Here is a 22,427-nt window from a genome sequence, read left to right on the forward strand (position 1 = left end):
CATGACTAACTTTGTATACGCGAAAGCCAATTTCACCATGGGCCAGAAGGTGGTTGCGATCACCAATGGCGTCAACGTGGCCGCCTTTGTTGATGGCGACATGGTGTTCGTTGAAGGTTTTTTACCCTTCAGGGTTGCTGGCTCAACCCTCAGCAGCCTAACACTGAAAGACAATGCCCCGGCCACCTTAAATGCGGTGGATATAGCCATTATTGCCGGGGATGTGCCGCTCAGGGATGTGCTGGATCAACTGAAAGCGCACAGCGATGCGTTTGCGGCCTGGTTTAGTCAGATGGATGCCTGGCTGAACGAACTTGGCACAGTTAACGTGGTAACTCCCTCTGGAACGGAGCCAGTGAGCACCCTGCCACAGATACTATATGACGTAAGCCAGCAGACTCAGCAGATACAGGACAACCTGGATGCGATAGGGGATGCGGGAGCCCATGCAATTGCCGCCAAAAACTGGGCAGTGACGGCGGTAGATACACCGGTGCCGGAAGGTAACGGAAGTCAGTTCTCTACGGTGCATTACCATGCCAAAGTTAGCGCTATGCACGCGGCAGTAAACGGCTGGTATGGACAGGTGAATACCTGGCAGGAGGCGGTGAATACTAAACATGGGCAGGTAAACACCTGGTACAACTCAATCAACACCTGGCAGGCTGCCGTCAGCACAAAGCATGGAGATGTGGAGGGTTGGCATACCTCTGTAAATGGATGGCAGCAGACAGTTGGGACGCAGCATACAGCCATCCAGGGTTGGTACAACTCAATCAACACCTGGCAGGCGGCAGTCAACACCAAGCATGGCCAGGTCAGTTCATGGCACACAGCAGTAAACGGTTGGCAGCAAACAGTTGGCACTCAGTATAACGACTGGACCACCAATCAGATCCCGTATGTCGAACAGCTCAAGGCCGATGCTGAACTGGCCAGGGACCAGGCGCAGCAGGCTGCACAAGGTCTGACGGGTGGTCTGTTCTTCGCCGGCTCCTGGTCTTCCAATAGCGCTCCACCCACACCGAGTGAGGGTAGCGCGTTCTACAAAATCACCGGAGCTTGCACTGTAAACGGTATTGCCTATGCGGTCGGAGATTCGATTATCTACGACAACATTGGCGGCACCTGGTTTAAGTTGGATAGCACCGACCAGGTAACCAGCGTTTGCGGCAAAATTGGCGCGGTGACACTGACGGCAGCAGATGTTGGTGCTAGGCCCAGTACCTGGGTGCCCAGTTGGAGTGAGGTGACCGGCAAACCAACCTTTGCCGCAGTGGCCACCTCCGGCAGCTATACCGACCTGAGCAACAAACCCACGCTGAGCAGCCTTGGCGGTGTGCCTACAACCCGCACAGTTAACGGCAAACAGTTGAGCGCGAATATCTCCATTGGTATCGCTGATATATCTGGCCTGGACACGGCCCTGGCCGGTGGTGCCACGACCTTCTACTACGACCCGTCCGGTACGTTCACCCTAACCAGACAAACTCAGCGCATGGTGATTTTATGCTGGAGTAATTACCCGACAATCTACATAGACGGCAGCACCTTTCAGACCGGGGACGAGATTGTGATTATTAATCAGCGCGGAACGGGGGTGGTGACATTCCGAAATCTGGATGGGGCGATTTATAAATTTGATGGCACCAGTACCGCAGCCAACGTAGATAACACACTAAGCAAGGCCGGTGCGGTGCGATTGGTGAATTACAATGGCAGCAGCTTTATGGGGCAGGCGGCTTAATAGGAGGTAAGAATGTCAGAGTGGGCTTTAAGCAGAGGTGGTATTGCCATACCCGATATTTTTGATAGCAACGTGACTGTGTTTTTCACTCGGTTCGCCGCTGATCTAATGACAGTAAATCAGTATTCAACAGTGGTGAATGTGACAGGTAAGGGGGTCGTCACCCATATAGCATCCAACTGCGCCAGCACCGGTTTACATGGCTGGCGACTGACTATAGATGGGGTGGTTTTGGAGTATGCCTGTCGATATCCAAACTACCAAGGGTTTCCTGGCGCATTTGCCTCTGACGCAGTAATAACGGGGCAAAACGAATCCGGGGCGGGCTATGTGGGTACGTTTGCACATAACGGATTTATTTTATTCAAGGAAAGCTTCAAAGCAGAGTATAAGGCACAGACTGCCCTCTACACTGGGGCAGGGCGCAATGCTGACGTTTCATACTGGATGTAACGAGGAAATAGCATGACACCAGAACAACAAGCAATATTTGACGCCGCAATTGCAGCAAATAGCTCAACGCTGGACGGATATGACGCGGCTATCCATGAGCCGGTGTTTGTGGGCGAGTCGCTACGGGGGTATCAGGCAAAATCAAACCCCGAGCCTGTAAAGCCAGAATTAATCCTTGCCAGCGTAACCGACCTTGCAACAGGTCAGGCAATCAGCCCGCAAGAGCCAGGGAACTTAATCAGTATGAAGGCTGGCACCACTTGCCGATTTCGGGTTGAGCAGCAAATGAACGGCGAAGTGATCAGCCAGGTTCCTGACGGCCAGGGCGGATACGTGCCCAACAATGCCGAGTTTGCATTGCCCCTGGCAGGCCTGCTGGGCACTGCGCCCAGGATCATCGACATTGCGTTTGTCGGTGGCATAGCTGAGTTTGATGTGACATGGAAGACGCCGGGGCTGTGGGAAGTCACCGTGGCAGAAGTCAACATGGATATAGCCGACCCGGCACAGCATTTCGCGTTTGCAGGTTGCCGGATAAAAGTGAGGGAATGACATGCCTTTAAAACCCTATCTCTCTGAGGGTTTAGTCGTCGAATCAGAGCATACCCATACGACACTGCGCGTCTTTGCTGGCGATCGGCGGTGTTTTGTGTGTCAGGTGACGGCGGCAGGCATAACAACAGCCAGGATTACCAATGCGGTAGCCCTGGGCCCGTTTGAGCCCAGAACCTGGCGGGTTATCAAAAACTGGCTGCTGGACCAGGGCTATACCGAGGCCACTTTTGAGCGGTCCGATGGGCGAGTGAAGCGGCTAAAGGCAGGTAAGCATGTCTGAGCGTACTTATGTTATTGCCGATGTGGTCTTTATTACGCCGCTGCTGTCAGAGGCGGGCCTGGCGCTGCTGCAGCAAGCACGGTTGAGCCTCGACGGGTCCCAGGTGTTTCGTAACCTCAACCATTCACGCGCTCGAATCGAAGCGATGTTTAAGCCTGGTGTGGATGTTGATGCGGTGCTGGCACAGTGTGAGCACCTGGACGCTGCCGAAGCGGAGGCCAGAATGAGCATGCCGGAATGGTCAGAGCCGCTGGATCCGGAGGCCATGGCGTGAGCAACCGGTTTGCCAACGTCTTAGACGGGCTGAACGATCGTTTGGAGGTTATAGACAGCGGTCTGGATATCGGCAGTGGCCAGTTTGCCCGGGCCAGCTTTGTGAAGCTGGCGCCTAAAGAGGGTACCAGCGGCCAATTCCACTATATCGAATCGACCGGGCCGTTTGTGACCGGAGAGTTGCAATTCTTCTTCCGCCAGGACGGTGTGCCAGTCAACACCTTAGGTTTGACCCTTAGCGGCAATGCGACAGTGAGAACCACAGGGACGTACCCAAACTTGATTGGGCAGGAGCATTTGCTGGTCAGAGGGCGTGGTGCGAGCGGCAACCTGGAAGTGATCGTCTGCCCTGTGGGCGGCACCGCGGTACTTGACAGCATTGTCAGTGATCAAACAACAGGCATCACCGGGAAAACCACCCGCTTGATGGGGCGGGGTGACGAGAGTCCCACCCGGTATTCAAAAGGCACGTTTAGCCGTTACATGGCTCTGACCAGGATGCCAACACTGGCAGAGGCAGAGGCCATTGCCAACGGCGAGGACCCCAGAACTGTGATGCCGGGCGCTGTAGTTAGGTACTGGCCGTTTGATGTGGGCAGCGGTACCAGCGTGACTGACACTGAGGCAGGTGCTGTCATCACCCAGGTCAATATGCCCACTGACGGTACTCAGTGGGTGCAGGTGGTGGGGGAAGTTGCGATCGAAGGGGTTGCCATTGCGGTTGCCACAGTCAATTGCGTCTCTGTGGCCACACCAATTTACGCACCCCAGGGCCGCGCCAGCAATGTGGTACATCTGAGCAATTACAGCCGCCCCGGGCTGGGCAGTTTTAACCAAGTGGCGGTGAGCACGGGGGCTGTCACGGTGCAGTTACCCAACTTGGGTTCAAACGGTGTGGTCCTGGCCGGGAATCAGGCTGTCGGCGTGACTGGTCAGCAGTCGACGGCGGGCGGGGTTGTGGATGTAAGCAATCATATCAAAGCGGTGTTTGGCCCCATATTCACCGGCGAACTGGCGGCGGCGGTGGTCACTGCCACAAGCGGTGCCACTGCGGTGGGCACACTGCAGTTGGTAGGCCGCGGGATAGCCGCGGGCCAAAGCGGGGTACCCAGTCAAAGCACCCACCGACATGCTGCCCGGGGCGATGCGCTGGCAACTTCTGGCAGCGCGGTAACCAGTCTCCCCTGGCTGACCGCAGCAGGGGCGGCCAAAGCACAAACGGGGGCGTTAGCAACCGCGTTGCCTGCCTGGCGTATCAGTGGTGACGCCCTGATACAAGCCAGCGCCTGGGGCGTGGTAGTAACGGAATGGACAGCCCTGCCGGAAGCGGTGGAGCTGTTGACAGTGACCTGGGAGACAGAACAGGTAGATGTGACATTTACACGCACTGAGGTGCTGGAGGTGGTTCTATGAGTATGGTCAGACATAGCGCATGGAATTTGGAAATTTTAGCCCGTTTTAAAGACGGTGAAACGCTGCTTCAAGTGACGCCGGCGGATGCCACTGAGGCGATCTTTAGTGTGTTCTCCAGCAGTGGGAAGCTGCTGGTAAAGAAAATGATGTCAACCGGCGGCATTGTGGCAAGTGGTAACAAGTTCAGGGTCGAACTGACCCACGAAGACATGAGTTTTGCTGGCCAGGTGGACAGGCAGTTTATGGTCCTAGTGGACGGCAAAGAATATCGCAAGACGATCGACAGTGTAAACGTGGCGGAGTCCCGCCGAACCATCGAGGAGTGACAATATGAATAACTTAGTCGCGGCGGGTATTGCCCAGGCCTTGGGCGCTATTACTGCCAACTTGCTTAAGATCCACAGCGGTGACCCCGGGGCGGCCGGCACCAACAACGAGCTTAGCGGTGGCAGCTATGCACCGGTGGCAGTGACCCTGGGCGCGGTGGCGGGTAACCAATTACCGTTGAGCAACCAGCCAGAGGTCAACATACCGGCCAGTAGTACAACCAGTCACTGGAGCTTATGGCAGAATGCCACGGTTAAGGCCATTGGCCAACTGTACACAAAGCACAGTGCCGAGGCGGGTAATGACTCTGGCCTGGGCACCATTACGATCAAAACCACGCCTGTGCATGCCAGTACGCCCAATGCCGGCATGATTTACATCGATGGCGATGCGTATGAGTACACCGGCCGGGCTGACAATGTGTTTACCATTGTGGGTACGCTGAGTCAGGACTACGCCGAGGACGTGGTGGTGCTGGCACCCATTCCGCTGACATTTGGCGCGGATGGGGCACAGAAAATAGAGTCGCTGGTCATCAATATGGTGTAAGGAGATGGCCCGGCGTCCTGCCGGGCCTGATGCTTTACTGCCGTCATTACAAGGATGGCGCGGGAAGCGCCACTCATTAGTTTAAGACACACCCCCGTGTATCGCCAATTTCAAAACCTATTGTCAGACTTTTCAAAACCAATCGCCGCGCTACAGTCTCCAGGTCGGCCATCCGGGCCTCCCGTAAATCACTGACGGGGATACTTAATCCCCGTCCGGGCGTGATTTACCCCCATGTGAGAGTAGTTCTCGAACTGAGGCACACCGCCGGGCATCTAGTTAATGGTAAAGAGCCGCAAAGCTTTTAGGAGAGTTGATCGCTGAAGCTAATCAGCCTGGTTTGAATTTGCTTGGCTTTTTTGGATAAGGGATTCAGCACCAGGGCACTGACTTCGCCGCTGGAAGCGTCTTTTTTATCACCTAAGTGGACAAGCTGGTAACCGGCTTTTTGCCAGAATTTCAGCATATCTTCGCTGGCAGCAAAAGAGCTGCCCAGGAAGTCGAGCTTCAGATCCCGGGCATCGGCTTCTATTTGCCTTAGCAGTTTGCCGCCAAGTCCCTGGTGCTGGAGTTCAGGTTGAACCGCGATTCTGACGATTCGCCAGTAACGCTGTTTGGTAGATGCTGCATCCTTGAAGATAAAGCCCAGACGCTGGGGCAGCAAATGGCCTTTTACCCGTCTTTTGCCTTTCACCACCTCAGTAGCTATCTCATCCAGGGCTTTATTGCCTTCCCAATTGATCTGGGCAGCGGCCAATACATTCCCATCCGATGTTAACAGATAGAGGCGCTGGTCAGGGGCATCCAGTATTCGCACCAGATCATCCGGCGTCGTCTGGTAGTGAGCATTAACCAGTAATTCAAATGCCTGGTGAAGGAGTTCAGGCGAATGGACCAATTCTTTTCCTCTGAACCACTGATAACTGATGGATTCATTCGGCACAGCCACTTGCTGATAGCGGGACTTTGTCATCAGCAGGCAACTGAACCAGAAGGCTTCCAACGGATCGCCTTGTTGCCAACGGATAGGCTGTAGCAGATGCAACGTATCATGGTTTGGGTGTTTTTCGCGCAGATAGGGCTTAAATCTGATTTCGAATCCCCGCCCGCTGCCTTCATAGCCATGGATAGTTGTAGAAAGCACCACTTTGGAGTAACGCTCGCAGAGTGCCTTGAGTAGTGGTGCCGGGATGGCTGCGGCTTCGTCAACCAACAGAATATCGGCAACGGGTTGTTCAGCAAGGATCCTGTCTACAGGTTGAAAGCTCATTGAGGAGTGCGCCCCAGTGAGCGTGAGACGACTTTCTTCAGCTCTGGGGTAAAGGGTTTTGGCCATGGCAAAAACCTGCTCAACAGCCGACACTACCGGCGCACAAAGTAAAACCTCTTTTCCCTGTTCAAGCAGTTGGGCAGAGGCGATACCCAGGGCTGAGCTTTTTCCCCGTCCCCGATCGGCAGTGATAACCAGTGCATCAGGTTTTTCAGCGGAGACGATATTCAATATGGAGTCGACAGCTTTCTGTTGCGTCGCTGTCTTACTCAGACTGTGTTGCAGGGCCTCGCTGAATGGAAGAAGGGGAACATTGGTTCCGTTGAAACCCTCTTTGGAATAGAAAGCGACCGCAGGATCGTTATTTATCCGTTGGATCAACCAGGCGACGAAATGGCTGTGGCTGGCCTGACTGAGGTATCCATAGGAGATACGCTGGGCCTTTTGTGGATCCTGGTAAGTAGGCCACTCCTGAAGATCTGGACAAAGGAGAATCATTAACCCTGACTGAAGCACCGCACCGCTAAGTGCAGCCAGTGCGCTGGCGCGCAAGCCATCGAAGGCATTATAGATCAGCGCCTGGTATTCCCTGCCCAGGTACTGGCGGTACTGGTTTGCCTGAATGTTATCGGCTGCACCTTCACCTACCCACAAGTGACAGGTAAGCTTCAGACGGTACAGCACTGTCTGGGCCTGACTAATGGCCCAGTCCGGCTCGCCGCTGATAACCAGCAACTGGCGTTGAACCGGCTCTTGAGCTCGTTGATTAAGCCATTGATCTAGCTTGTTTTGTGTCACGCTTGGCCGTGGCTGGTTTATAATAGGCGTAGTTTATTGAATCCCGATAAGGAATACGAATGCGCTTTTTGTCCCGCCGCTTAGTGATGCCAAACGATCTCAACTACGCCAATGCTCTGTTTGGTGGAAGGGCTTTGGAGTGGATTGACGAAGAGGCGGCCATCTACGCCATCTGTCAGTTGGAAACCAATCATCTGGTTACCAAGCATATCGGGGAGATCAGTTTCGAATCCCCTGCATTACAGGGCGATGTGGTGGAATTCGGCCTGGCCACCAAAGCCGTAGGCCGCACTTCCATCACTGTTTCCTGCCTGGTCAGGAACAAGGCAACCAAGAAAACCATCTGTTTTGCCGATGATATCGTGTTTGTCAGGGTGGATCCTGAAACCAAGAAACCCATGCCGCACGGCAAAAGCATGAAGGAGTTGGAATCACAGACCCGCGAAGAACTCAAAACCCTGAATATGCTGGAATAGTCAGGGAGCAGTCAGGCAAGGGTAAACTGACAACAGACTTTGTGCCGATTCAACCAGGTCGTCCAGGTTGATGATCTGGGTGACTCTCAGATTAGGAGGTTGCACATGGCTGGCAATCAGAATAATCCTATTTTTAGCAGCCTGGTTTATAGTCTCTGCCAATAGTTGTTGCTGATGTGAGTCCAGTCCTTCAAAGGGCTCATCCATGCACCATAATAGAGTGTTGGTTAGAAGCGCCCGGACCAGGTTCAGGCGTTTTAACTCACCACCGCTTAATTGTCTTCCTCCCTGGCCCATCCATTCCTCCAGAGCATTCACCAGATGATAAAGATTTCCTTTGCGTAAAGCCTGTTGCATATCTGAATATGAAGCGTCAGGACGGGCTATTTGCAGGTTTTCTGCCAAGGTGGCGGACAGACAGAGGGGATGTTGCAGGGCGAGATGCCAGTTATCGACTACACCGTCCTGCAACGGCAAATGATTGGCCAGACGTTTGCCTGATGCGGGAAGCAAGCCGCAGATAGCTTGCAGTAAACTGGATTTTCCAGAGCCTGAACTGCCTTTCAATAACAGGACTTTGCCTGGTTCAAGATCCAGGTCGATGGGGGGAACAGGCAAGCCCGGTATCTGAAATTGTCTCAATCCAAAGTGCCCAAGGGTTGAAGGGCCCCTTATTCGTTTAACCGGCTCAACGGGCAGGCTTTGCAGTTCCTTTTTACTATGCAGATAGCCGGAAAGGGCTGGTTGGGAAGCTATCGCTGCGCTCAACCAATCCCTGGCGCTGAGCAGCAGCATCACGGGGACCAATAGAACGGCCTGTCCCTGATAGGGAAGATCAGGTTGCGCCAGTAACATCAGCAACAAACTTAAACTGACCAGATGAAGCGAGCTCCTCCCTGACTCGGTGTGCTGCTCGGCCAGATTACGGGCCAGCCAGGTGGCGGAGGCATCGGCCAGTTTATACTGAAGCTGCAAGTGCCAGAGTGAGACGGCGGCAAGTTGATTGTCTGCTTCATTACGAAAGTGTTGTTGCTGAGTCTGCAGGTGCTGGATGGCTGACATGCTTTTCAGGCAGGTCCAAGCTGTTATGACCACATAGGCCAACAGCAACAACCAGCCATACCAGGCCAGTTGCGGCACCCACCAAAGAAGCGTTAACTGACCTATCATCAGCATTAATATTGCGCCCGCATTCTGGGCAATCCAGGCTACCCATATGGCGGCCTGCGCTTCGGTGTGGTGAGCTAACGCCTCGATGCTGGCATCCTGTGCAGGGCGACGACAGTCCCGCAAACGCTGAAACAGACAGCTTCTGATATCCGCTAGATGGTCCAGTAATTCACGGTGCCCCAGCCACATCTGCGCGTAACCGGAGGCGATGCGCAATAGTGCAAGAGCGCGTATAACCACCGCTGGAATCATATAGTTGAAACCGGGAGAAGCGATGGCGCAGGCGGCGATAAACCAACTGGAAAATACCAGCAAAACCAGTCCGGCAGCGGCATGAACGGCGGCCAGCAATATGGCGGTCAGATTCCATCTCATCGCTGAGTGACCTCCAGTTGGTTGACATGCCAATGTCGGTTGAACCAGGTTTCAGGCAGGGCTTTATGGGATGCCCAGATTAGGGTTCTTCCACTAAGTTGGGTGCGGATCACTTTGGCGAGGCGCTGATGCTGCTGGTCGGTTAAATGGGCTGTCGGTTCATCCAGTAACACCAATTGAGCCTGACTGAGCAGTATTCTGGCCAGTGCCAGACGCTGTGCCTGTCCTCCCGACAGCGGTGGATGCTTCCCCATCAGGGTATCCAGTCCTTCAGCCAGATGTCTGGCCCAGCTGTCCAGTTCGACGCTTTGCAGTACCTCCCATAATTGCTGGTCCGGATATTGATTTCCCTGGCATAAATTTTGTCTGAGGGTATCGGGCGTAATGACCGCCTGTTGGGTGAGCAGGGCGATCTCACCTTTTACCTGATGGCTGCATGACCGTTGGCCCATCAGACATTCCAGCAACACGGATTTACCGCTGCCGGAGGGGCCCTGCAGCAATACCCAATCTTTAGGTTGCAGTACCAGATGACTGGCCTTCAGGTTCGGGGTACTAGTGGTCAGGTTATGCCACTCAAGCCCCTGAAAAGGTCCGCCGGGGCGGGGAGACAGAGAAGGGGCGAGAACCGGTTTGAGCTCAGACGCTGCCGACAGAGCAGCGTTTTTCTTATGATAAAGACGGCCCAGCGTTTTTAGCTCAGTGAAACAAAGGGGCACGACTAACAGGATAAAGAACCCCTGCTGCAAGCTCAGAGGAGGGCCCCACTGAACTTCCCCAAGCAGGTTAAAGCCCACAAACACGGCGACTAAGGCAACGGAAAGCGTAGAGAAAAAATCCAGCACAGTGGTGGAGAGAAAGGCCAGGCTCACCACTTTCATGGTGCGTTTATTCAACTCCTGGCTGGCCGAATCAAGCAGCGTGTGCTGGGCGTCATAGGCACGATGGATTAGCATCAGATCGGCTGCCTGGAGCCTGTCGGTAAACAAGTTGCCCAGTCGCTCCAGTGCGATAAAGTGTCTTCGCTGTAAGGTTGCCGCTCCGGTCCCCACGAGATACATAAACAGAGGTACAACGGGTAAACAGATGAGTATCAGTAACGCTACCAGCCAACTGACACCGCTTAGCCAGAATAAAACCAGCACCGGAGCCAATACTGCCACCGCCTGCTGCACCTTGTACCTGCTAAGGTAATCTGCCACCGACGGGATCTCGTTAAGCCAGAGTTGTTGCCAGTAAAAGCGACTGTGTTGGCGCACCAGGGCCAACTGGCCCAGCAACAACTGCCGGTGCAGGGCGTTTTGCATCTGCCCACACAGCTTGTGGTGAGAGCGATGGGTCAGCCAATGCCTCACCCGATCCAAAGCCAGCCAGGCGCAGGCACAAATGCACAGCCAATACCAGGTCTCAGGTCTGGCGATTTGTTGATGAACTATCAGGCCATCCACTGCCAGACTCAGATGCCAGTAAAGGCTTATCTGGGTGATGATGGCAAGCAGCGCCAGCGCAGGCAATAGCAGCAAGGCACCTCCACAGGCTGCGCCTTGCTCATTCATCCAGCCTTTCAGCGACTTGTCATTGTCAGGCATCTCTGTCCATGTCTTCGGTGGACTCCAGCCACATGGCGTTGATGATGCCAAAGGCGCAGGCCAGCAAGACGCCCAGTATCCAAGTAAAATACCACATAGCAATTCTCCTAGTAGATGGCATGGCCCTGATTTAAATCAGACGCTTTGACTCGACCCCGCATAACCCAGAAACTGTAGAGGGTGTAGGCCAGTACCAGGGGCACAAAAATGCAGGCTACCGCAAACATGATCTTCAGTGTCAGCAGGCTGGAGGTAGCATCCCACATGGTCAGGCTGGCATTGGGCATGGTGCTGCTGGGCATGAGGAAGGGGAACATGGAGAAACCCGCGGTCAGAATGATGCCGGTCATACTCAGTGAACTGGCCGCAAACGCCAATCCGCCCCTTCCTTTAAATGACATCCAGGCGCAAACCAGGCCGGCAAAGATCCCCAGCAGGGGGGCGCTCAGCATCCAGGGATACCGCTCGTAGTTTGTCAGCCAGGCACCGCTTTTTTGGACGACAGTCTTATTAAGGGGGTTGGAGGTGGCCAGCGTATCAATGGCTGAGGTAACAACAAATCCTTCGATGCCGAATGCGACCCAGATGCCGGCCAGGACAAACAATACCACACTGACCAATGACAAAATTACTGCAACCAGCCTGGCCCGATAGAGCAGATTGTCGGTGGTTTTCAGCTGCAGCCAGGTGGCCCCATGGTTTAGCAGCATGGACACCGAAATTAGTCCGCATATCAAGGCAAAGGGGCTGAGTAGGGCGAAAAAGCTGCCCGTATAGGTAGAGCGCAGATTGCTGTCCAGTTCAAAAGGCACACCGAGCAGCAGGTTGCCAAAAGCCACGCCAAATATCAGGGCCGGCACCAGTCCACCGGCAAACAGGGCCCAGTCCCAGGCCTTTCGCCAGGAGACATTGGGCAGTTTGCTGCGGTAGTCAAAACCGATAGGGCGCATCCAAAGTGCGATCAGGGTCAAGGCCAGGGCCAGGTAAAACCCCGAAAACGCCGTGGCATAGATGATTGGCCAGGCGGCAAAGATGGCCCCGCCGGCGGTGATAAACCAGACCTGGTTACCGTCCCAATGCGGACCTATGGTATTAATCATCACACGGCGCTCTTCGTCCGTCCTGCCCACCAGGGTCAGCAGCGCACCGACTCCCAGATCAAAGCCGTCAGTAATGGCGAAACCAATCAGCAGTACGCCGACCAGCACCCACCAGATAATCCGCAGTACTTCATAGTCGATCATGCTTGTGCTCCTTTAATATTCAGTTGCAGCTTGTCCTGTTCGGCCTGCTCAGCCAGGGCACTGGGCCCTTGCTTGGCAAACTTCTGCATCAGATAGAAACCCACGATGAACATCACCAGATAGAAACTACTGTAAGCGATAAGGGTGATGACCACATCGGTGACAGTCAGGTTGGAGACCGATGCGTGCACCGGCAAAACCTGGGCAATGGACCAGGGCTGGCGACCGAACTCGGCAACAAACCACCCGGCCTCCGAGGCAATCCAGGGCAAAGGTAAGCTCCACAGGCAGGCTCTTAGCAGCCAGCGAGGCTTGGTAATCTGATGCTTGGCGCTGTACCAGAAGGCCAGGGCAAACAACGCCAGCATAATAAAGCCGGAGGCCACCATCAGCCTGAAGCTCCAGAACAGCGGCGCTACCGGCGGTATGCTGTAATCTACGGCTTGCTGAATTGCCTGCTGACTGGGGCTACCGATCTCTTTGGTGAACGGCTCCAGCAGCATGGCATAGCCAAGGTTGTCCTTGTTGGCGTTAAACAGTGCCAGTTCCTGCTCGTTGGCCTGGCCACTGCGGACTCTCTCCAGTAAGGCATATGCCTGACTGCCCTTGATAATTTTTTGCCGGTGCTGCTCTTTGAGGTCCTTGATCCCCAACACCGGCTCATCCAGTGAGCGGGTAGCGATCAGGCCCATCATCCAGGGGATCTTTACCGCATAGTCGGTGGTCTGGGTTTCATCGTTGGGGATGCCAAACAGGGTAAAAGAGGCCGGTGGTGGTTGGGTCTCATATTCGGCCTCCACCGCGGCCAGCTTGACCTTCTGCACATCGCCCAGTTCATAGCCGCTTTCATCCCCCAATACTATCACTGACAGTACTGAGGCCAGGCCAAAGCTGGCCGCAATGGCAAAAGAGCGACGGGCAAAGGCAACCTCCCGGTTTTGCAGCAGGTAGTAGCTGGAGATGGCGAGGATAAACAAAGCGCCTGTTACATAGCCGGCCGACACCGTATGGACGAATTTGACCTGGGCTACCGGATTAAATATCACTTCGGTAAAGCTGGTCATCTCCATTCGCATGGAGTCAATATTGAGTTCGGCACCCACCGGGTACTGCATCCAACCGTTGGCGATCAGGATCCACAGGGCAGAAAAATTTGAGCCCAGTGCCACCAACCAGGTGGCGGTCAGGTGCTTCACTTTGGACAGTTTGTCCCAGCCGAAGAAGAACAACCCGACAAAGGTGGATTCCAGGAAAAACGCCATCAGGCCTTCAATTGCCAGCGGCGCTCCGAAGATATCTCCTACATAATGGGAGTAGTAAGCCCAGTTCATACCGAACTGGAACTCCATGGTCAGACCGGTGGCGACGCCCAGGGCAAAGTTGATACCGAACAGTTTGCCCCAGAACTTGGTCATCTGCTTATAGATTTCCTTGCCTGTCATCACATATACAGATTCCATGATGGCCAGCAGAAAGCTCAGGCCCAGGGTCAGCGGCACAAATATAAAGTGGAACATGGCGGTCAGCGCAAACTGCCAGCGTGACAGCTCGATCAAGGTTTCATTCATGGTAAGACCCTCACGGTGCGATTCCTCAGAGGTGGTTAACTGATTCTCAGTGTTTCACCAGGGCCAGGAGCAAGTATTGATCCATATCACTAAAGAGGTACTCCTTTGCAAAAGGAGAGTCTCAAGTGAATGATTTATATAAGAAAAATGTGAGTGTGCTGGAGTCTGGCATGACAAGGACATAGCGCCCGTTACTGACAAAAATGTCAGTAACGGGCCGAAATGAACGGGCTAATCCTGTAGTCGTTCAATCCCCAGGGCCTTGAGGATGTACTTCTCATACAAAGGTTCACTGGTGCCTGTTTTCATCTTGCGCAGGAAATACTTTTCAAAGGCAATCTTGGCCAGATGAACCCACTTGCCTTTTCTGAACCAGGCCACATTGCGCGGTGGGATCTGGGGCATGGCCACAAAGGCTGCTCCCGTGTCGCCCATATCCGCCAGGCAGATAGCATTCCAGGTGCCTTTGGCTTGAGGTTCAGCCCCTTCCAGGATGACGCTTTTCAGATTATGGGCGATGGCGGTCATCATGGTTTCAATCATATAACCTGTTTTAGGGGTGCCGGTGGGAACCGGCGTCGATTCCACGGGTGGAATGGCCACACAGACACCACCAGAATAGATATTGGGGTATGCGACTGAACGCTGGAATTCATCGGTGATAACAAAGCCCTTCGGGTTGCATAGATTGGGTACCGAGGCCACTGCATCGACGCCGGCAAAAGGTGGGATCAGCATGGCATGCACAAACGGAAGCTGATGCTCCTGCTCCAGTTCGGCTTTTTTATCCAGCTCGGCGATCCGCATCTTATCCGGCTCCACCGACTCGACTCTGGCATTGCACAGCCACTTGATATCACGCTGGCGTAACTCAGATTCGAGCAGGGATTTGGAGTCACCAACCCCGCCCAGCCCCAGATGACCGATATAAGGTTCGCTGGTGACAAACAACATCGGTACTTTGTGTCTGAGCCTGGCGTCACGCAAGGCTTTGTCCAGGATAAAGGCGTATTCATAGGCCGGACCGAAACAACTTGCTCCCTGAAATGCTCCGACAATAACGGGGCCAGGTTGAGCCTTCAGTTTTTCCACGTCCTGCTGGCAGCGGATGGCATGATCCAACGTGCAGATGGATTGGGTGAAGTGCTGTGGACCGGCGCCGGGGATGCCCTCAAAGGCCAGTTTAGGGCCGGTGGCAATCACCAGGTAGTCATAGGCTATCTGTTCCCCCTGGCTACCCACCAGCAACTGCTTGTGGGGATCAATCCGGTCGACCCTGACACATTGAAAGCCAATGCCTTTCCTGTTCAGATACTTTTCCATAGGCAGGGTGATCGCCTGGGGCTCCCGCCAGCCCACTGCAACCCAGGGATTGGATGGAACAAAGCGAAACTCTGCCCGCTCATTGACCAGCAGTACCTCATGTTGTCCGCCCAAAGCCTCTTTTATCTCATACGCGGCCGGCATGCCGCCTGTGCCTCCGCCGAGGATCACTACTTTTGCCATAATTGCTGTCTCCTGGATAATCAGCCTGAAGCAGGCATGTAAAGAAAGTGTTAACAAGTTTAATGCCAACCTGCAGTGACATCCTCTGCCCCCAAGATCGCTGCCTGCAGGCGAGGCCAAATGCAAAGTGCTTGTATTGAGACCCGGGTTGTGACAAATATGGCAGTAATTCTCTCAGGTGACTGTCAAAGCTGACAAATGAACCTCTCCGTGATTCAGGCCATGATCGCTGCCATCGACAAGCCGGCCATCTTTATTGGTCCGGATTACCGGATCCTGGCAGTCAATCAGGCTTACCAGGATACCTATAGCCTGTCCGTGCAGGCCGGTAGCAGCCGCTGCCATCAGATTTCACATGGCTCGGAGCAGCCTTGTGATAAGCATGGCGAAGATTGCCCTATGCAGGTATGCCAGCAAACCGGTCGTTCGACTCGCGTAGTGCATGTTCATGAAACCGGAAAGGGAAGACAATACTGCAACATACTGATGAGGCCGGTGAAAGATGAAGCTGGCATGACCCTTGGATTTCTGGAAGTTCTCGACAAAGTGGAATTCGCCTCATCAGAGGTGAAGGACAACAAGATGATCGGCAATTCCCAGAGCTTTCGCCAGATGCTGAACAGCATCAATCGCTGCGCTGTAAGCGATATCAGCGTCCTGCTGCAGGGCGAAACCGGCACCGGTAAGGAGCTGGTTGCACGGGCAATCCATGATGCCAGTCACAGGGCTGGTCGCCCCTTTGTGATCATCGAATGTACCGGTCTGAATGAAAGCCTGTTCGAAAGCGAGTTATTCGGCTATGAAAAGGGGGCCTTTACCGGCGCCACATCCAGCAAAAAAGGGCTGATTGAAGTGGCCCATGGCGGGACGGTGTTTTTTGATGAGATAGGGGATGTGCCACTCAACTTGCAGGTCAAGTTGCTCAGACTGCTGGAAACCCGCAGTTTCAGAGCGGTGGGCGGGCTGCATCCAAAACAGTCTGACTTCCGCCTGGTCTGTGCCACCCACAAGGATCTGCTGGAGATGGTGGAAGCCGGTCAGTTTCGCCAGGATCTCTTCTACCGTATTGCAGGCTTTACCGTACGGCTTCCCCCTTTAAGGGAAAGAGCTGAGGATATTCCGTTACTGGTACAACAGTTTCTTGAATCTGTGGGTCAGCGGCATAAGCAGTTTACCCCTGCGGCCATGGGGGCTATCTGTCAGCACAATTTTCCGGGTAATATCAGAGAGCTGAAAAGCCTGGTTGAGCAGGCTTGCCTGATGACCGAGGAGGACGGCATCCACCTGGAAGATTTACCCACACATGTTTCTCGTCGGTTGCCTTCTCCCTCCGCAACGGACAACGACTGGACCACCCTGGAAAAGGTTGAGGGGGAGTATCTATCCCGTGCCTGTCAGACATTTCCTGGCACACTGGATGAGTTGGCCCAGAGGATGGGAGTCAGCCCCCGTACCCTTTACAGAAAGTTGCAAAAGCATGGCCTGAAGTTGGCCAGAGAGAAGAACCGCATAGGCGTTCAGTAATCAGTCCGTCGGCGTTACAGATGCGGACAGAATTTGTCCTTTAGTAGTTGCATAAACTTCAGGGTGTCAGGATCCTTGATACTGTAGTAAATGGTTTGCGCTTCCTTACGACATTTTACCAGCCCCTGTTGTCGCAGGACCGCCAGATGCTGGGAGAAAGCCGAGGCACTGAGATCAAACGGCTTGTGCAGTTCGCCCACATTCATTTCACCTAAAGCAAGCCGACACAGGATCTGCAGGCGGTGCTGATTGGCGATGGAGCGCAAGAAAGCCGCTGCCTGTTCGGCCTCCTGTTGATGCAGTTCCAGTGTCGACATTTAATCTACCTCGTCATTTCAGGGCAGCCGGGTTTTGGCCAGCTCGGCTTCTGTTTTCAGACCCATTACCCGGCGCATAAAGAGGGTGGCCGGGCAAAATCCGGTGAAGGATTGTTGGAACAGGTTGGCACCGACAAATACCGTCAACCAGATAAAATAAGGGTGGACCCAAACGGTCAGGGCCACGGATAATAGCACCATAAAGCCGGCAAAGGCAGTCAGGGCACGCTCGACACTCATTTACTTTCTCCTCTTATCGTTTTGTCACTTATCAGTTGGCGCGACCAACCAATCACTTCAGAAGCTGTATCTGACACGCAGCCAGGCATTGCTGTTGTCTTCAAACTGACCAAAGAAACTGTGCTGGTCGCGTCCAGAAAATAAATTCAGGCCGCCGGCCAGACTCCACTGGTCATTTAACCGGTAATCCAGCGAGGGGCGCAGGTAGGCATCTTCGTCACTGGGTGAGAAAAAGGCGAATAGAGACAGGCTCAGATCATCGGTGGCATTGCGCCAGGTCAGCCTGGTGGTAACCAGAGTTCGGTTCTGTTCGGTTTCCCATTGGGTAAAGGGGGAGTAAGTGAGCAGGGCGGCATAGTCGCTGGTATGTTCCAAATAAAACTGGAAAGCCCCGGTCAGTCGCGTCACCAGTTCCTGTTCATAGCCGACCAGCACCAACCACTGACTGTTGGGAATACGCGGATTATCGCCGTTGCCGTCATCCAGGCTCTGGTGATGGGAAATTTCCAGATTGGCCAGCCCCGCGCCCAGGGGCATTCTGGCCGAGGCGCCCCAGGCTCTGAGTCTGCTAAAGGTTGGCAGACCGGTTTCGGTAAGGGATTTGGGGCTCTTGTGATGGCCGTCATAGCCGTAGAAAGCCAGTTCCAGGCTTTCGATAGTGCGATACAACCGCAATGCCCATTCGTCATTGTTCGGCGTTTGCGCAGACAGCCCTGGTTGTGGGGCAATCAGGCCACCGGCCCAGGGGCTGAAGAAAGAGAAATAATCGCCACTTATGTAATTATCCGGATCGAACTGTGGCGTCCACACCAGGTTGATATTGACCAGGTCATAGTAGGCCGAGACTTTTACCGCATCGGAAGGGGCCTTGAGGTACTCGTCATCCCGACCGGCAAAAAATGACTGCCAGTCCTTGGGGAAAAGGTCGTTGAGAAACAAGTAATCTCCTGTTCCCCAGGTCAGGATTTGCCTGCCTGCCTTGATATCCAGATTCTTAAGGGGGGTGAATTGTGCGGACAATTCCCGGGTACGACCCGACCAATTGTCCAATACACCGTCATAGTAACCGTCCAGCTTTGCTACCAGACTGATCCCGTTCCACTGGTACTGGCTTTCCAGCCTCAGCCTGGCATCCTGCAGACTGGTACCTGAATGGAACGGACTGTCCACCACCCGAGTGCCCAACGCCAGCTCGGCAAAACCATGCACAGGCGTCGAGGCTGTCTGTGTGGCAAAGTCCCAGTCTTCTGCCCCCCAATCCTGCCATTCATCCTGGGAGGTGGTTTGGGCCAGCACAGGAACGGCCAGCATCAGTAGTACTGCACTGAGGCGAAACATCAGGCTATTCCTTTAAATCCAGCCATTGGCCGGGAGGGTTTCGCAGGCTGCGCTCGGAGAAGATGTCATCCGGCAGGCCCAGGTCATAGCTGATAAAACGAAACTGCATTTCTGTCTCTCCGCCATTTTGCAGATCCTGGATGCGCGAATGAGTGACAGTGGGGTAGCCTTCGATGGTCTCCACTTTCAGGGCTTCCACTTTTCTATATTCACGGTCTTTGGCATCGAAAAAGCGGATCAGCATCGGCAGCATGGTCTGCTTGTCGATGCTCACCTCATAGCGGGTAAACTCCACCGTATCAGGCTGTTTGGGAACAGCCTGAAGGCGGTATTGACTGTCGGTTTCCTCAAGCAGGGTAAAATTGTCCTGATCCGTATTGCGGCCCGATACATCCTCATAGAAAAAATGCGAACCGACAAAAGAGGTACGCTTGTCGCCGGCAGAGATGCGTTTAACCAGATCCAGGCCAGGCAGGTACAGCCAGCGATCATCGTCCCGGTCTTTGTGCTTACTGACCCTGAACACCGTTCCCCGCACATCGGCTGGGCGTGAGAAGAACACCAGCATGTCCTGATCGCCGCCGTCTGATTGGTCCTTGCGCAAAATAATAAACTGGCGTAATTGTTTGCGCCCCTGGGCATCGGTAATCATCATACGGGCGGCACTGCGGCCGTCCTCTCCGGCGTAGTAAGCGGCTTGTTCGGCCTGTTTGACGATGGCGTTGATATCCACTTCTGCAGCGTTCAGGGAAGAGCCCGCCAGCAAGCCGGCGGCCAGCGCAGCCAATGACAGCTTTTTCATCATGGTTTCTCTTCATTCAGGTTCAGGGATTTAAACAGCCAGCGCCGCAGCAGGGTCATTACCGCAGGTAGCATGACCAGGGTCACCAGGGCTGAGATGGCCATAATACTGGCCAGAAACACCCCCACTGTGATATAGGGCACCAGCGGGGCGAACAGCAAGGGGGTAAAGCCCATGGCGATCACGATGGCATTGCGACTGATGGCCCGTGCCGGCTCCTCGAACATCAGGGCTAAGGTGGTTTGCCAGTCTTTATGCTGGCTCAGGGTTGCCCTGAAGCGTTCGATAAAGTGAATGGCAAAGTCCACGGACAAACCCAGGGTCAAGGCCGAGAGCACCGCGATAGGCATATCATAATCCTTACCCAGCCAACCGATAAGACCATAGATCAGGGTGATGGTCAGGGTCAGGGGCAACATCGCCAGTACCCCAAACAGAATGGAGCGAAACAGCAGCATCATCATCAGCATCACGATAACAAAGGCGCTCATCAGGCTGTCCAGCATGCCCTCAACCATCTGCTGCTGCCAGATGACGTTCAGGTAGGCTTTGCCGGCCCAGTTCAGGGTCAGGCCTTCGGGCAGCGGGTGGAGGTCCAGATAGGTCCGCACCTTATCCATCACCGCCGTCATATCCTGATTATCACCGCTGGTCAGTTGCAGCCAGATGAGGCTTTGCCGGTAGTCTGGAGTGACAAAGTGCCACAAGTCCTGCGGACGGTGGGACGACTGGTACTGCAGAAGAGTCTGGGCCACCCCGTTACTGCTGTCGGGCAGCACGAAATCCTTATCCTGGCCAGAGTGCAATTCACGATTTACCGTCTTGACGATATCAGCCAGGCTGTTGGACTTGCCCACCAGTCCGGTTTCCTGCAGGTAAATTTGCAATTGACTCATATAGCTCAGTACCGCCGGATCCAGGAAGCGTTTCGCCTCACTGCCAATGGCTTCCAGTTGCGACAATAGTGTGCTGAGCAATTCCTCCTCGGTGGAACTTGCACTGAAAAGCTTATCTTCAATATCCAACAAAGCGGCGGACAGGTCCTGACCCTTACTGAGTTGCTGACTCAGTTGGTTTAACCACAGACGGAGATCATCCGACAAGGCCGGCTCGGCGGCCAGGGTGGAAATGGCGTTAATCGCAGGCTGAATGGCCTGCCCCTCAGTTTGTAAAACCAGGTAGGCATCATAAGTGCCGGCAAAATGCTGATTAAGTACCCGGTCTGCAATGCGCAGTTCATGATCGGCCTTAAACCAGCGCACCGGGTTGTCATTTATCTGGATCAGGCTGATACCGTATAACGACACCGCAAAAAGCGCCACAAAGCCCATCACCCAGAGCTTGGCATGGCTGCCGGCCAACCTGCCCAGGGCTATCAGGGCCGGCGTCAGCCTGGACTGGCTTTCATCTGGCAGCCCCTGGGTCAGGCGGTTAAGGGTATTGTCACTGAGGCCGGCCAGATAAGCAGGCACAAAAATCACCGTAAGCAGGAAGGCCAGCATAATGCCGAATCCTACAAAAGCTCCGAACACCTGCACCGGCGGGATGGGGGTGAGCATCAGGGATAGAAAGCCGATGGTAGAGGTGATGGAGGTAAACAGCATGGGTGTAAACAGGTGTCCCATCACCTGGCGGATAACCTGTTTCGGGTCTTTTCCGGACTCATAGCGATCGGCAAACTCAGAGAGGATATGCACCGAGTCCACCACCGCGATGGGCATCAGGAATATTGCGATCATGGAGGACATGATATGCACGGTAAAACCCATACCAATCAACAGTCCCATGGTAATCAGCACAGTGGCCATGGCCACGATCATAGGCGCCGTGATAAAAGGAATATTGCGGAAGAACACCCATAACAGGATAAATATGGTTAAGCCGGCCAGGGGGGCGGAGATACCCATTTGCACAAACATCTCATAGCCGAATCTGTCTTCCGCCACCGGCAGTCCGGTGATATGCCAGTCATCTTGGTTGTCAAGACCCCGGATAAACTCCCGAAGTTGCTGAGCGATGGCATAGCTTTGGTTCTTGTCCACTATGGGCACATACAAAGCGGCCGCCTGACCGTCTTCTGAGACCAGGGTATTGAACAACAGGGGGAGGCGCTCTGCCTGAACACGGATCCGCTCGGCTGCCTCGCGATCCCCGGGGGGCGATTTCATCATCCATTCGAAACGCAAGGTACCGGGCCCTTCCTGGATGATGTTGTCCACATTGGCCAGCGACATCAGATCGGCCTGAACCACACCGTCCAACCCTGCAGCAAACTCGGTCACTTCAAACAAGGCTTGCAGGCTATGACTCTGGTAGATCCCTTCTGGATTAACCACGCCCACCACAATGGTGTCGTGCATGGAAAAGGTCTGTTTGGTCTGATTGTGAAACTGTCTGGCCGCATTGTCCTGAGGTAGCATGTTTTCCGGGTCTGTATCAATGCGGATGCGGGGCAGTTGTGCCACCAGTACCAGCGTCAAGAGCAACAGGGTCCAGTAGACCAGTTTTCGCCGGTGGATGGCGAATTGGATGAGGGAATCGGCCATATCTATTTCCTGTGTATCTAATTTAGATAATAGCGAAATATAGCGAGTCTAGGTTATCTTGTCATCT

22 protein-coding genes are annotated in these 22,427 nt (G+C 54.2%); 10 read left to right on the forward strand and 12 right to left on the reverse strand.

The genetic code is table 11. From position 1 onward, the window contains the following. Position 1 precedes the first annotated feature (1 nt). Genes J0A66_RS06055 through J0A66_RS06090 form a run of 8 tightly spaced genes read left to right on the forward strand, consistent with a single transcriptional unit; the run spans position 2 to position 5,597 of the window. Positions 2–1,747, forward strand: a complete 1,746-nt coding sequence (locus J0A66_RS06055; protein WP_206572910.1) for a hypothetical protein — start codon at positions 2–4, stop codon at positions 1,745–1,747. 12 nt (positions 1,748–1,759) lie between these two features. Continuing rightward, positions 1,760–2,200, forward strand: a complete 441-nt coding sequence (locus J0A66_RS06060) for a hypothetical protein (protein ID WP_206572911.1) — start codon at positions 1,760–1,762, stop codon at positions 2,198–2,200. Positions 2,201–2,212: 12 nt separating this feature from the next. After that, positions 2,213–2,752 (forward strand): hypothetical protein, encoded by a 540-nt coding sequence (locus J0A66_RS06065; protein WP_206572912.1) that lies wholly within the window; start codon positions 2,213–2,215, stop codon positions 2,750–2,752. 1 nt (position 2,753) lies between these two features. After that, positions 2,754–3,035 (forward strand): hypothetical protein, encoded by a 282-nt coding sequence (locus J0A66_RS06070; RefSeq protein WP_206572913.1) that lies wholly within the window; start codon positions 2,754–2,756, stop codon positions 3,033–3,035. Then, complete coding sequence (locus J0A66_RS06075) at positions 3,028–3,309, forward strand: hypothetical protein (RefSeq protein WP_206572914.1); 282 nt, start codon at positions 3,028–3,030, stop codon at positions 3,307–3,309. The genes J0A66_RS06070 and J0A66_RS06075 overlap by 8 nt, the downstream gene beginning before the upstream one ends. After that, a complete protein-coding gene (locus J0A66_RS06080) occupies positions 3,306–4,721 on the forward strand; it encodes a hypothetical protein (RefSeq protein WP_206572915.1) in 1,416 nt (471 codons plus the stop codon). The genes J0A66_RS06075 and J0A66_RS06080 overlap by 4 nt, the downstream gene beginning before the upstream one ends. Continuing rightward, positions 4,718–5,047 (forward strand): hypothetical protein, encoded by a 330-nt coding sequence (locus J0A66_RS06085; protein ID WP_206572916.1) that lies wholly within the window; start codon positions 4,718–4,720, stop codon positions 5,045–5,047. The genes J0A66_RS06080 and J0A66_RS06085 overlap by 4 nt, the downstream gene beginning before the upstream one ends. A 4-nt stretch (positions 5,048–5,051) precedes the next feature. Continuing rightward, a complete protein-coding gene (locus J0A66_RS06090; protein ID WP_206572917.1) occupies positions 5,052–5,597 on the forward strand; it encodes a phage tail fiber protein in 546 nt (181 codons plus the stop codon). Between the two features lie 304 nt (positions 5,598–5,901). On the opposite strand, the gene J0A66_RS06095 is transcribed toward J0A66_RS06090, so the two are convergent. Beyond that, entirely contained in the window at positions 5,902–7,665 is a 1,764-nt protein-coding gene (locus tag J0A66_RS06095; protein WP_206572918.1) for a GNAT family N-acetyltransferase, read from the reverse strand. A gap of 59 nt (positions 7,666–7,724) precedes the next feature. Between J0A66_RS06095 and J0A66_RS06100 the strand changes: the two genes are divergently transcribed. Then, on the forward strand, positions 7,725–8,141 hold the full coding sequence (locus tag J0A66_RS06100; RefSeq protein ID WP_206572919.1) for an acyl-CoA thioesterase: 417 nt from the start codon (positions 7,725–7,727) through the stop codon (positions 8,139–8,141). Here the strand turns inward: J0A66_RS06100 and J0A66_RS06105 are convergent, their stop codons facing one another. From J0A66_RS06105 to J0A66_RS06130, 6 genes are all read right to left on the reverse strand, one after another. Beyond that, positions 8,142–9,686 (reverse strand): ATP-binding cassette domain-containing protein, encoded by a 1,545-nt coding sequence (locus J0A66_RS06105; protein ID WP_206572920.1) that lies wholly within the window; start codon positions 9,684–9,686, stop codon positions 8,142–8,144. Next, positions 9,683–11,275, reverse strand: coding sequence for an ATP-binding cassette domain-containing protein (locus J0A66_RS06110; RefSeq protein ID WP_206572921.1), 1,593 nt, complete (start codon positions 11,273–11,275; stop codon positions 9,683–9,685). The genes J0A66_RS06105 and J0A66_RS06110 overlap by 4 nt, the downstream gene beginning before the upstream one ends. After that, positions 11,268–11,372, reverse strand: a complete 105-nt coding sequence (gene cydX, locus J0A66_RS06115) for a cytochrome bd-I oxidase subunit CydX (protein WP_206572922.1) — start codon at positions 11,370–11,372, stop codon at positions 11,268–11,270. Before cydX ends, J0A66_RS06110 begins: the two co-directional genes overlap by 8 nt. A gap of 10 nt (positions 11,373–11,382) precedes the next feature. After that, positions 11,383–12,519 (reverse strand): cytochrome d ubiquinol oxidase subunit II, encoded by a 1,137-nt coding sequence (cydB, locus tag J0A66_RS06120; RefSeq protein WP_206572923.1) that lies wholly within the window; start codon positions 12,517–12,519, stop codon positions 11,383–11,385. Continuing rightward, a complete protein-coding gene (locus J0A66_RS06125) occupies positions 12,516–14,087 on the reverse strand; it encodes a cytochrome ubiquinol oxidase subunit I (RefSeq protein ID WP_206572924.1) in 1,572 nt (523 codons plus the stop codon). Before J0A66_RS06125 ends, cydB begins: the two co-directional genes overlap by 4 nt. Positions 14,088–14,318: 231 nt before the next feature. After that, positions 14,319–15,593: an NAD(P)/FAD-dependent oxidoreductase gene (locus tag J0A66_RS06130; RefSeq protein WP_206572925.1), complete on the reverse strand. Its 1,275-nt coding sequence runs from the start codon at positions 15,591–15,593 to the stop codon at positions 14,319–14,321. A 198-nt stretch (positions 15,594–15,791) separates the two neighbouring features. Between J0A66_RS06130 and J0A66_RS06135 the strand changes: the two genes are divergently transcribed. Next, positions 15,792–17,117 carry a sigma-54 interaction domain-containing protein gene (locus tag J0A66_RS06135; protein ID WP_241264055.1) on the forward strand — a complete coding sequence of 442 codons (1,326 nt, stop codon included), beginning with the start codon at positions 15,792–15,794 and terminating at the stop codon, positions 17,115–17,117. Between the two features lie 14 nt (positions 17,118–17,131). Here the strand turns inward: J0A66_RS06135 and J0A66_RS06140 are convergent, their stop codons facing one another. From J0A66_RS06140 to J0A66_RS06160, 5 genes are read right to left on the reverse strand one after another with little or no spacing between them, the layout of a single operon-like run. Next, the gene (locus tag J0A66_RS06140) at positions 17,132–17,434 is read right to left on the reverse strand and encodes an ArsR/SmtB family transcription factor (RefSeq protein WP_206572926.1); all 303 of its coding nucleotides are present in this window, start codon (positions 17,432–17,434) and stop codon (positions 17,132–17,134) included. A gap of 18 nt (positions 17,435–17,452) precedes the next feature. Continuing rightward, positions 17,453–17,674 carry a YgaP family membrane protein gene (locus J0A66_RS06145; RefSeq protein WP_206572927.1) on the reverse strand — a complete coding sequence of 74 codons (222 nt, stop codon included), beginning with the start codon at positions 17,672–17,674 and terminating at the stop codon, positions 17,453–17,455. A gap of 57 nt (positions 17,675–17,731) precedes the next feature. Continuing rightward, a complete protein-coding gene (locus J0A66_RS06150; RefSeq protein WP_206572928.1) occupies positions 17,732–19,012 on the reverse strand; it encodes a hypothetical protein in 1,281 nt (426 codons plus the stop codon). 4 nt (positions 19,013–19,016) lie between these two features. Next, positions 19,017–19,814, reverse strand: coding sequence for an outer membrane lipoprotein-sorting protein (locus tag J0A66_RS06155; RefSeq protein WP_206573295.1), 798 nt, complete (start codon positions 19,812–19,814; stop codon positions 19,017–19,019). Next, positions 19,814–22,360: an efflux RND transporter permease subunit gene (locus tag J0A66_RS06160; protein ID WP_206572929.1), complete on the reverse strand. Its 2,547-nt coding sequence runs from the start codon at positions 22,358–22,360 to the stop codon at positions 19,814–19,816. Before J0A66_RS06160 ends, J0A66_RS06155 begins: the two co-directional genes overlap by 1 nt. Between the last annotated feature and the right edge of the window lie 67 nt (positions 22,361–22,427).

Origin of the sequence: Bowmanella dokdonensis, assembly GCF_017254865.1 — a bacterium.
Classification (GTDB): domain Bacteria; phylum Pseudomonadota; class Gammaproteobacteria; order Enterobacterales; family Alteromonadaceae; genus Bowmanella; species Bowmanella dokdonensis.